This is a genomic window from Halomonas stenophila (genome assembly GCF_014192275.1).
GTDB lineage: Bacteria > Pseudomonadota > Gammaproteobacteria > Pseudomonadales > Halomonadaceae > Halomonas > Halomonas stenophila.
In genome coordinates this window covers 165,413-178,521 of sequence record NZ_JACHXR010000002.1, presented here as the reverse complement: position 1 = coordinate 178,521, position 13,109 = coordinate 165,413, and the positions used below count along the sequence as shown (strand labels likewise).

Here is a 13,109-nt window from a genome sequence, read left to right as displayed (position 1 = left end):
CAAACGTGGCCACGAACCTGGCGTGGCGGACGGCACGCAGCGATGGTTGATACCGACCGGCGCCAGGGGATCGAACTGAATGGTCCCCAGGCGACGGATGACGGTCGCCAGCGGCGCCGGCCGGAAGTGATAGCGCACCAGCAGGCGGCGAGCGTCAGGGTAAAGCGTTGCTGGGCGGTCATCGGCAATCCTTGTCCCGAGGCATATCCCAGCTTTGGTGAACTGCTACGGATTGCCCGATGTCCGGCAGACCTCATGCCCCCATCACGATCAGGGCGATGCCCCGAAGCACGGGGTCAGCCCCGGCATGCCAGCGCTCCGGGATGATGCACCTCGAGCCGGTGTCCGAGTAGCGCCGAAGGCGCCACGAAACCGCGGCCTGGGCCCGGCGCATCGGCCTGCCCCTGGGGGAAGGAGGCGTGGCGGCATCAGGGCCGACGCGGCCGCGCGAAGTCCGGGAGGCGGAAGCGCCGGCGATAGGCGCTCGGGGTGAGGCCGGTGGTGCGCTTGAACAGGCGCCGGAAGAAGGCCGCATCCTCGTAGCCGACCCGCCAGCTGATCTCGTCGACCGAGGCGTCGGAGCGCTCGAGCCGGCGCTTGGCGTCCTCGATGCGCAGGCGCAGGACGTAGGCGATCGGCGTGAGGCCGGTGGCCCCCGCGAAGCGCCGCTTGAAGGAGCGCTCGGCGAGCGCCGAGCGCCTGATCATCTCCTCCACCGGGTGGGCGAGCGCGAAGTGCTCGCCCAGCCACCGCTGTGCCCCCAGGATCTCGGCGTCGCCATGATCCGTCCGGCCCTCGAACACGAGATAGGGCGTGAGGCCGTCCTGATGCCACTGCAGCGCGAACATCCGCGCGACCTCCTGGGCCGTGATCGCCCCGGCGTAGCGCGCGATGAGATAGAGCACCAGGTCGTGCCAGCTCATCGAGGCCCCCGAGCTCACCAGTTCCTCGCGCCGCCCGCCGATCACCAGCACGCGCTCCGGATGGATCGGCACGGCCGGATAGGTGGCCGCGAACGCCGCCGCGTAGCCGAAATGCACCGTGGCATCCTGGCCATCGAACAACCCGGTCTCGGCGAGCAGGAAGACCCCCGAGCAGGCCGAACAGAGCACGGCGCCGCGCTCGTGCATGCGACGCAGCCAATCGACCAGGCCGGGATAGCGGCCCGGCCCCCAGCCCGGCGAGGGCAGCAGCACCGCGGGGACGATCACGATGTCGCTGGTCTCGATGGTGTCGACCGCTCGCTGCACGGTGATCGGGATGCCGCTCGCCAGTTCCAGCGGCCCCACGGCCTCGCCGACGATCTCGATGAGGAACGGTGCCGGGGCATCATGGGGCGTCATGCCCATGAGCGCTATGCTGTTCATCACGTCGAAGATACCGGCCAGCGTGGAAACCGCGGCGTCGGGCAACGCCACCAGGCTGACGTGCCGTGGGCTCGCACCGACTGACGGGGAGTGTCCGCTCATGGCGCATGGGCTTCTCGTGGCGGGGCTTTCAGTGTGGCACGAACGGACCGATTGCGGCGATTCCCGCTCTTCTGCCGGTCGGGTGGCGCGACGATGATGGAGAGGCAGTTGACACCCCCGACCCGTCAAGCCAGGAGCCACCTCATGAACGCCCCCGTGATCGACCAGACGAAACTGGAAGCCTTTGTCACCCGCGCCGTCGATGACCTGTCCGCCGCCTACGGCGGCGTGATGGTCAGCCTCGGCAGCAAGCTCGGCCTGTACAAGGCCATGGCGGGCGCCGGCCCGCTCGGTGCCGCGGAACTCGCCACCCGCACCGGCTGTGCCGAGCGCTATGTCCGCGAGTGGCTGAACGCCCAGGCCGCCGGCGGTTATGTGGGCTATCACGCCGTCAGCGACACCTACGAACTGTCTCCTGAGCAGGCGCTGGTGCTGGCCGACGAGGACAGCCCGCTGTTCATCCCCCACGCCTGGCAGGTGCCGGCCTCGATGTGGTTCGATGAGGCGCGCACCCTCGAGGCGTTTCGCACCGGCCAGGGCGTGGCCTGGGGCGAGCACGACGGGCGTCTGCAGTGCGGCGTGGCGGCGTTATACCGCAACGGCTATCGCGCCAGCCTGGTGCCCGAGTGGCTGCCCGCGCTCGAGGGTGTGGTCGACAAGCTGGAGGCCGGCATCGAGGTCGCCGACGTGGGCTGCGGCCACGGCCACTCGACCGTGCTGATGGCAAAGGCCTTCCCGCGCTCGCGCTTCCATGGCCTCGATGGGCACGCGGCCTCGATCGACGAGGCACGGTGCAATGCCGATGCGGCTGGCGTCAGCGAGAGGGTGAGTTTCGAGCTGGCCCGGGCGACGGACTACCCCGACCGGCAATACGGCCTGATCTGCTTCTTCGACTGCCTGCACGACATGGGCGACCCGGTCGCGGCGGCCCGCTACGCCGCCCGGGTGCTGGCGCCCGGTGGCACGGTGATGCTGGTCGAGCCGTTCGCTCAGGACCGGGTCGAGCACAACCTCTCGCCGATCGCCCGGATGTACTATGCGGCGTCCACCACCATCTGTTGCGCGCATGCGATCTCGGAGGGCGGCACGCTGGTGCTCGGCGCCCAGGCCGGCGAGGAACGCCTCGCCGAGGTGTTCCGCCAGGCAGGTTTCAGCCACTTCCGGCGCGTCGCCGAGACGCCCTTCAACCTGATTCTCGAAGCGCGCCTCGTCGGGTGAAGGGGCCCGGGGTCGCCGCCCGCACCAGGGGCGTCGGGAGCGACGCGGCCAGCGCCGCTCCCGATGCTGGCGCCTGCGTCACCCGCGTCGCTCAGCTCTCGTCCCAGACGGTCACGATGTCTTCCTTGGTCGAGCCGACGATGGCGAGCAATTCCTCGGTCTCGCGGTCGGGCACGCCATGCTCGTCGAGGACACCCTCGAGCAGGGACACCATCTGCGCCCACTCGGCCTCGGTGATGTTGAGATGGGCATGCGACGCCTGCATCGAGCGGCCCTGATACTCGCAGGGCCCACCGGCAGCCTGGCAGACCAGCGAGGTCACCCGATACTTCAGGTAGGGCGCCGGTACGCGCTGCCGGGTCTCGTCGATCGCCGGGTTCGCGTTGAGCACGTCATCCACCACCAGGACGTCGATGAAGTCGCTGACCACTACCGAGATGGGGGGCAGGCCCCCCAAGCGATCGTAGAGCGATGCCTCGGCGTCCTCCTGGGCCTGGGCCAGGCCGGCCGCCATCATCAGGACGATGGCCAGCCCGGCCCCGAGATTCCCGCTGCGCTTGATCATGATCTCCCCCTCTTGCCGGCCGAGGGCCAGGCGGAGAGGGACGCTCGTTGATCCTGTCAAAGCGCCACGCGACGGCAGCTGCCGCCTTCACCGCTGGCGACCTCGGCGCCGTGAAAGCCGCATCCCCGACGCGGCGCCGTATGGCCTCGGGTGGCGTCCCGGCTACCCTTCCCTGCAGTTAAGCCGGCACCGAACGAGTGCGCAACGCGAGAGCCCCGCCGGGGGGCGGGGCTCTCGGGGTCAGGCGTGATCGGGCTGCACCCGATTCAGGGGCCCTCGGGGCACGGGGCGGCGTCGCTGCTCACGGGCTCCGGCGTGGCGATGCGCTCGCCCTCGCTGCGGCCGATCAGCGCGCTGCCGACCAGGTCGCCGGTGACGTTGAGCGCCGTGCAGCCCATGCCGACCAGGGCGTCGATGGCGGTGAGCAGCGCCACGGCCTCGATGGGCAGGCCCACCTGGGCGAACACCGTGGCGATCATCACGATGCCGGCGCCGGGTACCCCGGCGGTGCCCACCGAGATCAGCGTGCCCACCGCGACGATCTGCAGCATGCTCGTCCAGTCCAGCGGTGCGCCCACCACGTTGGCGGCGAACACCGCCGAGATGGCGATGCGGATCGCCGCCCCGTCCATGTTCAGCGTCGCGCCCAGCGGCAGGCTGAAGCCGTAGAGGCCGCGAGACAGGCCCAGGCGGCGCGCGGCGTCCAGGGTCAGCGGCAGGGTGCCGGAGCTGCTCTGGGTGGCGAAGGCGGTGGCCATGGGCGTGCGCGCCTCGCGGAAGAAGCTCACCAGCGGCACGCCGAAGCCCCGCAACAAGCCGAGGTAGACCAGCAGCTGCACGCCCAGCGCCACGTACAGCACGAGAACCATGTCGCCGAGCGACAGCAGGGTCGCCACCCCCTGCTCGGCCACGGTGCCGGCGACGATGGCGAAGACCCCGACCGGCACGTAGTGCAGGATGCCGCCCATCACCTTGAGGGTCATGGCGTTGAGCGCCTCGATCAGCCCATAGAGGCGCTCGCCCAGCGCGGCCTGGGTGTCGGACCGGCGCAGCCGCGCCACGGCCAGGCCGAACACCAGGGCGGTGAAGATGATGCCGAGCAGGTCCTGGTCGGCGAAGGCGCCGACGATGTTGGTCGGCACGATGCCGAGCAGCACCGAGAGGATGCCGGGGTTCTCGGGCACCGATACCGAGGCGGCGTCCTCCAGTGACATGCCCTCCCCCGGCGACAGCAGGGTCGCCACCGCGAGGCCGACGGCGATCGCCAGCGCCGAGGTGGCCAGGTAGTAGAGGAACACCTTGCGGCCGATCCGCCCCAGGCGGCCGGTGGTGCCCTGGTTGAGCCCCGACATCAGGGTGAACAGCACGATGGGCAGGATGATGAACTTCAAGAGCCGCATCAGCAGCTCGCCCAGCGGGGCCAGCCACTCGGCGACGCTCGGCCCGCCGAGCAGGCCGACCGCCACGCCCAGCACCAGGGCGAGGCTCACCCGCAGGATCAGCGAGGCATCGCGATAGCCGTGCCACAGGGTCATCAGCAACGCTGGCATGTCGTCCTCCTATAAATACGAACGCCGCGGCCCCGGGGCCACGGCGTGGATCGCGCCCATCGCCGCGCTCAGGACGTCAGCACGTCCTGGGTCCTGTGGGTGAAGTCGCTGGCGTCGTGGCGCTCGTGGAGCTGCATGGCCGGGTCGCCGAAGGTGCGGTTGACCATGCGCCCGCGCTGCACCGCCGGACGGGCGTCGATCTCTTTCGCCCAGCGCAGCACGTGCCGGTACTCCTGCACCTGCAGGAACTCGGCGGCGTCGTAGAGCCGGCCCAGCACCAGCTGGCCGTACCAGGGCCAGTTGGCGATATCGGCGATGGTGTAGCCGTCGCCGGCGAGATAACGCGTCTCGGCCAGGCGGCGGTCGAGCACGTCGAGCTGGCGCTTGGTCTCCATGGCGTAGCGGTCGATCGGGTACTCCAGCTTCTCCGGCGCGTAGGCGTAGAAGTGGCCGAAGCCGCCGCCCAGGAAGGGCGCGCTGCCCATCTGCCAAAACAGCCAGTTCAGCGTCTCGGTGCGCCCGGCCAGGCTGCCCGGCAGGAACTCCTCGAAGCGCTCGGCCAGGTAGAGCAGGATCGAGCCGGATTCGAACACCCGGATGGGCTCGGCCGGGCCGTGGTCGACCAGCGCCGGGATCTTGGAGTTGGGGTTGATCGCGACGAAGCCGCTGCCGAACTGGTCGCCCTCGCCGATGCGGATCAGCCAGGCATCGTACTCGGCGTCCTGGTAGCCCAGCTCCAGCAGCTCCTCGAACATCACCGTGGCCTTCACGCCGTTGGGGGTGGCCAGGGAGTAGAGCTGGAAGGGATGCTTGCCGACCGGCAGCTCCTGCTCGTGGGTGGGCCCGGCGACGGGGCGGTTGATGCTGGAGAAGGTGCCGCCGCTGGGCTTCTCCCAGGTCCAGACCCTCGGCGGGGTGTAGTCGTTGCCTTGGCTCATGAGGCCTCCTCGATGGCGAATGGCTTGGCTCACACTACTATGTGGGGACACGTTAGCCTGCTATCAAGCTATGACAGGCGATCGCCTGTCTTGGTTTCCTCTTCGAGCCCGCGCCATGGTGGCCCAGGCGGGGGCCTGGCATCCAACCGTCCGCCGGCAAGGCACCACTCCTTGGCGCTGCGGCTAGGAGCTGTAGCCGTCTCCGATGAACTCGATAAGACAGAACCCATGGCCGAAGGGATCGGAGAACGTGATGCATTTCGAGCCTCGCCACTCGATGCAGTCGCTTTCCTGAACGGCGCCACAATTGAGCACACGCGCGGCGGCCTGCTCGATATCCTCGACCACGATGTCGAGATGCACGGGCGTCCAGTGCCGCGAATAGTCCCGATACTTCGCGGGCTCCTTCACGCCCCTCGAGCCACTGGCGTTCTCGAGCAGGTAGATCGTCGATTCGCCACCCGTGAGCTCGGCCACGTCATCATCGAGCAGGCGATCGAGTTCCAGCCCAAAGGCAGCGCAGTAGAACGCGATGGCCGGTGCCAGCTCGGGCACGTCGATATTGATCAGCATCTTCATGGCGCAGACCTCGTTTCTTCACCGATGGATGACCCGGCACCACCCCGACGGCGACCCCTGGCACGGCACCCGGCGAGGGAGGCTCGGCCGCGCGGCGTTTTGACAGCCTCCCGCCACCACCTAGACTGGAACCCATGACAAACAATCGAGAGGTATCAGTATGTTGCACTACAGCATACGCGACCGTCTCGTCGCCCTGCAGGGAACCGGTATCATCCTGAGCGCGATGCTCCTTGCCCTGGCTCCTGCCGCCCTGGCGCAGGACGAGCCGGCCGCTCCCGAATTCCGCACCAGCTATGGTGACATGACCTTCCCCGAGCAGTTCCCCGACGGCACCGCCATCAGCCTCACCCAGTGGAGCCACTTCGTGCCGCGCTACGACGAGTGGTTCCGGGAGTATGCGCAGCAATGGGGTGAGGCGCACAACGTCGAGGTCACGGTGAACATGATCAACATCGCCGACCTGACCTCGACCCTGTCGGCCTCCATCGCCGCCGAGGAGGGCGCCACGGTGTTCGAGATGGTGGCCCCCCCCACCGCCTTCATCGACGGCCTGCAGTCGCTGGCGGACGTCAACCAGGCCGCGGCGGCGGCTTTCGGCGAGCGCAGCGGCACCTGCGAGCGCTCCAGCTACCTGCCCGCTACCGACACCTGGTACGGTTTCTGCCACGGCTGGGTGCCGGACCCCGGCGACTATCGCCGTTCGCTGTGGGCCGACGCCGGCTTCCCCGAGGGGCCCGAGACCTACCAGGACCTGCTCGAGGGCGGCGCGAAGATCTTCGAGGACACCGGCCTCCCAGTGGCGCTGGGCATGTCGCCGGAGATCGATTCCGAGTTCTATGCCCGCGCGCTGATCTGGTCCCACGGCGGCTCGATCCAGGACGAGGACGGCAACGTGACCTTCGACTCGCCCGAGGTGCTCGAGGCGGTGCGCTTCCAGAAGGAGCTGTTCGACAGCGCCATGACACCGGAGGTCTTTTCCTGGAACGCGGCCTCCAACAACCAGACCTTCATCGGCGGCCGCGCCTCCTATATCCAGAACTCCATCTCCTTCTATCGCAGTGCCCAGGAGTCGGCCCCGGAGATCGCCGCGGACACCGGCTTCCGCCCCGGGCTCAAGGGGCCCGGCGGCGAGGTGAAGATGCCCTCCCACGTGTGGTTCATCGACGTGATCCCCGACTACGTCACGGACCCCGACGAGCTGGCCGCGGCCAAGAAGTTCATGCTCGACCTGGAGAACAACTACGCCAGCGCCTCCTACTACGCGAAGTTCTACAACTTCCCGGCCTTCCCGTCGCGCAGCGAGCAGCTGTTCGCCGAGGACGGCTGGCTGAGCGACGACCCCTGGGGCGCCGAGCCGCCGGACAAGCTGGGCCTGCTCAGGACCGCGGAGGAGTGGACGGCCTGGCTCGGCTATCCCGGCTATGCCAACCCGGCGATCAGCGAAGTGTACGAGTCCCACCTGCTCTCCAGCATGATGGCCGACGTCGCCCGCGGCGAGAAGACGCCGGAACAGGCGATCGCCGACACCAACGCCGAGATCGAGGAGATCTTCGCCAAGTGGCGGGAACGCGGGATGATCGGTAGCGGCAGCGACTGACGACCGCGGCCGGCCTGGAACCCTTATGGCGATTCTGACCACGCGGGCACTCAAGAAGCACTACGGCCGCATCATCGCCGTGGACGGGGTCGACATGGAGACCCGCGACGGCGAGTTGCTCGCCGTGCTCGGCCCCTCCGGCTCGGGCAAGACAACCCTGATGCGCATGGTCGCCGGCCTCGAGGAGCCCAGCGCCGGCGAGCTGTTCATCGACGGGCGCTCCATCGTCGGCGTCCCGCCGCGCAGCCGCAACATCGCCATGGTGTTCCAGAACTACGCGCTCTACCCCAACATGACGGTGCGCGACAACATCCTCTTCCCGCTGCGCGCGCGCAAGATGCCGCCGGACGAGCAGCGCCGCCAACTGGACTGGGTGGCCGGCATCCTCGAGATCACCGACCTGCTCGACCGCCGCCCCACCCGGCTGTCGGGCGGCCAGAGCCAGCGCGTGGCGCTGGCGCGGGCCATGGTGCGCACCCCCGACCTCTTCCTGTTCGACGAGCCGCTGAGCTCGCTGGACGCGCAGATCCGCAGCCAGGCCCGCGGCGAGCTGCGCGAGCTCCACGATCGCACCGGCATCACCACCCTCTACGTGACCCACGACCAGACCGAAGCCCTGGGGCTGGCCGATCGCATCATGGTCATGGAGAAGGGCACCGTCCACCAGATCGGCACCCCCCAGCAGCTCTACTACGACCCCGCCGACACCTTCGTCGCCGGCTTCATCGGCGACCCGCCGATGAACCTGCTGCCCCTCGACGGGCGCATCATCGGCGTGCGCCCGGAGCACTTCCACCTCGCCGCCGAGGCGCCGAACGACGAGATCGCCCTGGCGCTCGACATCGAGGTCGAGCACCTGGAGTTCCTGGGGGCGGAATGGCTGATCTACGGTGTGGTGCGCCGCGGGGTGACCGAGCAGCGGCGCCCACCGCGGGTCATCGGCCGCCTGCGCCAGGCCGCCATGCCGACGCTGGCCACCGGCGAGACGCATCACTTCGTGGTGACCCGCCGCGATGCCTGCGTCTTCGACCCCGAGACGGGCCAGCGACTCTCGCAGGCCAAGGTGGCAGTGGCATGACCACCGGGCGCGAGGATTCCGAGCGGCCCGATGGCGCCCTGGCCCGCCTGGCGCTGGCCCTCGAGCGACCCCGGGTGCTGGGCGCGCTGCTGCTCGCGCCGGCGGTGCTCTATGTGGTGGCCTTCGTGGCCGTGCCCTTCTTCATCGCCATCGCCCTGAGCGTGAGCGATGCCACGGTCGGCAAACCGCAGATCGACACCTTCGTCGGCCTGGACAACTTCCTCGCCGTGCTCGACCAGTCGGGCTTTCGCCTGGCGCTGCGCAACAGCCTGCTGATCACCACCCTCACGGTGCTGATCCTGCTGGTGCTGGCGACCACCGCCGTCGAGCTGCTGGCCCGCGACTTCCGCGGCAAGCGGCTGGTGCAGGTGCTGTTCATGATCCCCTGGGCGATGCCGGTGTCGCTGTCGGCGATCACCTGGCTGTGGGTGCTCGACTCCCAGTACAGCCCCATCGACTGGGTGCTGGTGCAGATCGGCCTGCTGGGCCCGGGCGGTACCTTCGGCCCCTCCTGGAACCTCTTCTACCTGGGCCGGGAGGGCCTGGCGATCGCCTCGATCGTGCTGGTCGACGTGTGGCGGACGCTGCCGCTGGCGACCATCATCGTGCTGGCCGGGCGCCTGTCGATCCCCCGCGAGCGCCTCGAGCAGGCGCAGCTCGACGGCGCCGGCTTCTTCCGCATCCTGTTCCGCATCATCATCCCGGCGCTGGCCCCGGTGCTGACCGTGGCGATCCTGTTCACCGCCCTGCTGGTGATCGGCGAGATGTCGACCATCGCCCTGCTGACCCGCGGCGGCCCCGGCCACAGCACCCAGATCCTGCCGCTCTGGGCCTATCTCAAGGGCATCAACAGCGGCGACCTGGGCCAGGGCGCGGCCATCGCGCTGTTCCTGTTCCCGGTGCTGCTGGCGGCAGCGATCGTGGCGCTGCGCTTCGCCTACCGCGCCGGCAAGGACTAGGAGGGCGCCATCATGCGAACCGCCGCCCGCAAGCCCCTCTTCTACGCCGCCATCGTGCTGCTGGTGCTCTTCACCACCCTGCCGGTGCTCTATGCGGTGATCACCATCTTCAAGCGCGAGAGCGAGCTCTATCGCTTCGGCTCCAATCCCTTCCTCTACGAGACCTCGCCGACCCTGGACCACCTGATCTACCTGTTCACCGACACCGCCTTCCCCACCTTCGCCATGAACTCCCTGATCATCGGGCTGCTGGTGGTGGCCATCACCGTGGCGCTGGCCGTGCCGGCGGCCTACGCCCTGGCGCGACTGACCGGCCACTGGGGCGAGCGCTCCGGCATGGCGATCTTCCTGGTCTACCTGATCCCCCCCACCCTGCTGTTCATCCCGCTGTTCCGCATCGTGGTGGCGCTGGGGCTGGCCAACACCATCTGGTCGCTGGTGCTGGTGCTGCCGACCATCACCATCCCCTTCTGCACCTGGCTGTTGCTGGGGTTCTTCCGCTCGGTGCCGCCGCAACTGGACGAGGCCGCGCTGCTGGATGGCTGCACCCGCCTCCAGGCGTTCTGGAAGGTGGTGCTGCCCCAGGCCCTGCCCGGCATCGGCGCCTGCATCGTGTTCGCCTTCTCGCTCTCGCTGTCCAACTACATCTACGCGGTGACCTTCGTCAGCGAATCGGCGGCGCGCAACATCAGCGCCGGGGTGCCCACCGAGCTGATCCGCGGCGACGTCTACTTCTGGCCGTCGCTGATGGCCGCCACCACGGTGGTGGCGATCCCGCTCGGCATCGCCTACGGCCTGCTGTTCGACTACCTGGTGCGCGGCTTCCAGAGCGCCGGCGCCGGCGGGGAGTGACGGCCCGCCGGCCACCGCCAGGCCCATGACGGCACCCCGACGCACCGTCAGGGCGCGCTGCAGCATGCCGCGGAACAGCAGCTCCTCGGCCAGGCAGGTATTGAGCAGGTTGGCCACGGCGAAGGCCCAGCGGGAAATCCGTGTCTGTCCCTCATACCCCTGTCTCGCCCCGCTCTTTGACCAGCCAATATTTCTACTGAAGTCTTTTTATATAGCCCTTTCATCCGCCTTTAGTCTAGCAGCAGGTATTTTTTATCAACTTTATCTCCACGGTTGATAGAATCGCGCCTGCCATGCAGGCGCTCCCTGCCCTGGGCCATCCGCCCGGGCAGCATGGCCGCTCCGTCAGGGTGCTACCCGCGCCAGCGGCGCATCGGCCATGTCCCCGGCAGGGTGGCGTCTGCCACGTCAATTTCCGCTCGAGATACCCTTCATGATCACCACCGTGCACACCCTCGTCCGCCCGCTGCTGCGATTGGGGCTGATCCCCCAGATCGCCATCGGCATCCTCGGCGGCATCCTGCTCGTCACCCTCTCGCCCGAAGCCGCCCAGTCGGTCTCGCTGCTGGGGCAGCTGTTCGTCTCCGCCCTGAAGGCGGTCGCCCCTCTCCTGGTGTTCGTTCTGGTGGCCGCGGCCATCGCCGCCCATCGCCAGGGCCAGCCCACCCATATTCGCGGGGTGCTGATCCTTTATGTGATCGGCACCCTGGTCGCGGCCCTGGTGGCCGTGGCGGCGAGCTTCGTCTTTCCTACTACCCTGGCACTCGATATGCCCGAGGTCGGCGGCAACCCGCCGGGGGGCATCCTGGAGATCCTGCGGGACCTGCTGCTGAACGCCATCAGCAACCCGGTCACCGCGCTGATGGAGGCCAATTTCATCGCCATCCTGGCCTGGGCCATCGGGCTCGGCCTGATGCTGCGCCAGGCCGGCGAGGGTACCCGCACCCTGCTCGCCGACCTCTCCGACGCAATGTCCAACATCGTCCGGGTGGTGATCCGCTTCGCCCCGCTGGGCATCTTCGGTCTGGTGGCCAGCACCCTGGCGGAAGCCGGCATGGGCGCCCTGCTCGACTACGGCCACCTGCTGGCGGTGATCGTCGGCTGCATGCTGTTCGTGGCGCTGGTCACCAACCCGCTCATCGTCTACTGGAAGACCCGCCGTAACCCCTATCCCCTGGTGTTCACCTGCCTGCGCGGCAGTGCCATCACCGCCTTCTTCACGCGCAGCTCGGCGGCCAACATCCCCGTCAACCTGGAGCTGTGCAAGCGGCTCAAGCTCGACCCGGACACCTACGCCATCTCGATCCCGCTGGGCGCTACCGTCAACATGTGCGGCGCGGCCATCACCATCACCGTGATCACCCTGGCCGCCACTCATACCCTGGGCATTGCCGTGGATTTCCCCACCGCCCTGCTGCTGTGCATCGTCTCCGCGCTGGCCGCCTGCGGTGTCTCCGGCGTGGCCGGCGGCTCGTTGCTGCTGATCCCCATGGCCGCCAGCCTGTTCGGTATCTCCACCGACGTGGCCATGCAAGTGGTGGCGATCGGCTTCGTGATCAGCGTGGTGCAGGACTCCACCGAAACGGCGCTGAACTCCTCCACCGACGTGCTCTTCACCGCGGTCGCCTGCCGCGGCGAGGAGGATCACCAGGCCTGATAGGCGCCGGGAATCGGGGTCCGTCCCCGAAATCCGGTGTCTGTCCCTCATATCATGCCTGTCCCCTGGAGGGTGCCCGACATCGTGATGGCCTCGCGTAGCGTGGGCTTAGCCGTGGAAGCATGCCGGTCAGGGGCCAGGCCAAGAGGGGTCGAGAAATAAATATCACGAATATCTTTGACCCACGCGGCCGGGCGTGACACCGTGGTGCCAGTTGGTTGGCAAGCAGCATGGTTTCAGCAGCATTCGAATCCTTTCGATCGCCTGTAATTGTATTTCTTGTTTTACCCGCTACTCATCTGGGTGACGCCAGGAACTTTGCAAGGCGCTAAGCGCGAGAGGGTTATTCATGACGACTGGTACCGTCAAGTGGTTCAACGATTCCAAGGGTTTCGGCTTCATTTCTCCTGCCGATGGCAGTGATGACGTGTTCGCACATTTCTCCGAAATTCAGGCTGAAGGCTTCAAGTCCCTGCAGGAAGGTCAAAGCGTCTCTTTCGACGTGACTCAGGGCAAGAAAGGCCTCCAGGCTTCGAACATCAAAGCGATCGCCTGATCTCAGGATCACGAACGCTCTCGAACCTCACCGGTTCGATGATCAGGGCCCGCTTAGCGGGCCCTGATTCGTTGTATGCTCGCTCGAC

12 protein-coding genes are annotated in these 13,109 nt (G+C 68.0%); 7 read left to right on the top strand and 5 right to left on the bottom strand.

Annotated elements, in window-relative coordinates; all coding sequences use genetic code 11:
• Positions 1-428 precede the first annotated feature (428 nt).
• A complete protein-coding gene (locus FHR97_RS04880) occupies positions 429-1,469 on the bottom strand; it encodes a GlxA family transcriptional regulator (protein WP_183382652.1) in 1,041 nt (346 codons plus the stop codon).
• 144 nt (positions 1,470-1,613) lie between these two features.
• Between FHR97_RS04880 and FHR97_RS04875 the strand changes: the two genes are divergently transcribed.
• Entirely contained in the window at positions 1,614-2,687 is a 1,074-nt protein-coding gene (locus tag FHR97_RS04875) for a class I SAM-dependent methyltransferase (protein ID WP_183382651.1), read from the top strand.
• Between the two features lie 91 nt (positions 2,688-2,778).
• Here FHR97_RS04875 and FHR97_RS04870 read toward each other — a convergent pair whose 3' ends face one another.
• The 4 genes from FHR97_RS04870 to FHR97_RS04855 all read right to left on the bottom strand — a co-directional run bounded on the left by FHR97_RS04870 (position 2,779) and on the right by FHR97_RS04855 (position 6,319).
• Complete coding sequence (locus FHR97_RS04870) at positions 2,779-3,252, bottom strand: group I truncated hemoglobin (protein WP_183382650.1); 474 nt, start codon at positions 3,250-3,252, stop codon at positions 2,779-2,781.
• Positions 3,253-3,518: 266 nt separating this feature from the next.
• Entirely contained in the window at positions 3,519-4,802 is a 1,284-nt protein-coding gene (locus tag FHR97_RS04865) for a dicarboxylate/amino acid:cation symporter (RefSeq protein WP_183382649.1), read from the bottom strand.
• A 68-nt stretch (positions 4,803-4,870) separates the two neighbouring features.
• Positions 4,871-5,740: a glutathione-dependent disulfide-bond oxidoreductase gene (gene yghU / locus FHR97_RS04860; RefSeq protein WP_183382648.1), complete on the bottom strand. Its 870-nt coding sequence runs from the start codon at positions 5,738-5,740 to the stop codon at positions 4,871-4,873.
• 183 nt (positions 5,741-5,923) lie between these two features.
• On the bottom strand, positions 5,924-6,319 hold the full coding sequence (locus tag FHR97_RS04855; protein WP_183382647.1) for a VOC family protein: 396 nt from the start codon (positions 6,317-6,319) through the stop codon (positions 5,924-5,926).
• A 160-nt stretch (positions 6,320-6,479) separates the two neighbouring features.
• Between FHR97_RS04855 and FHR97_RS04850 the strand changes: the two genes are divergently transcribed.
• From FHR97_RS04850 to FHR97_RS04825, 6 genes are all read left to right on the top strand, one after another.
• Positions 6,480-7,919 (top strand): ABC transporter substrate-binding protein, encoded by a 1,440-nt coding sequence (locus tag FHR97_RS04850; protein ID WP_183382646.1) that lies wholly within the window; start codon positions 6,480-6,482, stop codon positions 7,917-7,919.
• Positions 7,920-7,944: 25 nt separating this feature from the next.
• Positions 7,945-8,997 carry an ABC transporter ATP-binding protein gene (locus FHR97_RS04845; protein WP_183382645.1) on the top strand — a complete coding sequence of 351 codons (1,053 nt, stop codon included), beginning with the start codon at positions 7,945-7,947 and terminating at the stop codon, positions 8,995-8,997.
• Entirely contained in the window at positions 8,994-9,956 is a 963-nt protein-coding gene (locus FHR97_RS04840; protein ID WP_183382644.1) for a carbohydrate ABC transporter permease, read from the top strand. The genes FHR97_RS04845 and FHR97_RS04840 overlap by 4 nt, the downstream gene beginning before the upstream one ends.
• A gap of 12 nt (positions 9,957-9,968) precedes the next feature.
• The gene (locus tag FHR97_RS04835) at positions 9,969-10,808 is read left to right on the top strand and encodes a carbohydrate ABC transporter permease (RefSeq protein WP_183382643.1); all 840 of its coding nucleotides are present in this window, start codon (positions 9,969-9,971) and stop codon (positions 10,806-10,808) included.
• Between the two features lie 433 nt (positions 10,809-11,241).
• Complete coding sequence (gene sstT, locus FHR97_RS04830) at positions 11,242-12,465, top strand: serine/threonine transporter SstT (RefSeq protein ID WP_183382642.1); 1,224 nt, start codon at positions 11,242-11,244, stop codon at positions 12,463-12,465.
• Between the two features lie 349 nt (positions 12,466-12,814).
• Positions 12,815-13,021 (top strand): cold-shock protein, encoded by a 207-nt coding sequence (locus tag FHR97_RS04825; RefSeq protein ID WP_183333694.1) that lies wholly within the window; start codon positions 12,815-12,817, stop codon positions 13,019-13,021.
• Positions 13,022-13,109: the final 88 nt, after the last annotated feature.

Coding starts and splice junctions, on each gene's coding strand:
- yghU (WP_183382648.1), bottom strand. CDS start 5,740: ATGAGCCAAGGCAACGACTACACCCCGCCGAGGGTCTGGACCTGGGAG.
- FHR97_RS04875 (WP_183382651.1), top strand. CDS start 1,614: ATGAACGCCCCCGTGATCGACCAGACGAAACTGGAAGCCTTTGTCACC.
- FHR97_RS04855 (WP_183382647.1), bottom strand. CDS start 6,319: ATGAAGATGCTGATCAATATCGACGTGCCCGAGCTGGCACCGGCCATC.
- FHR97_RS04880 (WP_183382652.1), bottom strand. CDS start 1,469: ATGAGCGGACACTCCCCGTCAGTCGGTGCGAGCCCACGGCACGTCAGC.
- FHR97_RS04825 (WP_183333694.1), top strand. CDS start 12,815: ATGACGACTGGTACCGTCAAGTGGTTCAACGATTCCAAGGGTTTCGGC.
- FHR97_RS04850 (WP_183382646.1), top strand. CDS start 6,480: ATGTTGCACTACAGCATACGCGACCGTCTCGTCGCCCTGCAGGGAACC.
- sstT (WP_183382642.1), top strand. CDS start 11,242: ATGATCACCACCGTGCACACCCTCGTCCGCCCGCTGCTGCGATTGGGG.
- FHR97_RS04870 (WP_183382650.1), bottom strand. CDS start 3,252: ATGATCAAGCGCAGCGGGAATCTCGGGGCCGGGCTGGCCATCGTCCTG.
- FHR97_RS04845 (WP_183382645.1), top strand. CDS start 7,945: ATGGCGATTCTGACCACGCGGGCACTCAAGAAGCACTACGGCCGCATC.
- FHR97_RS04835 (WP_183382643.1), top strand. CDS start 9,969: ATGCGAACCGCCGCCCGCAAGCCCCTCTTCTACGCCGCCATCGTGCTG.
- FHR97_RS04840 (WP_183382644.1), top strand. CDS start 8,994: ATGACCACCGGGCGCGAGGATTCCGAGCGGCCCGATGGCGCCCTGGCC.
- FHR97_RS04865 (WP_183382649.1), bottom strand. CDS start 4,802: ATGCCAGCGTTGCTGATGACCCTGTGGCACGGCTATCGCGATGCCTCG.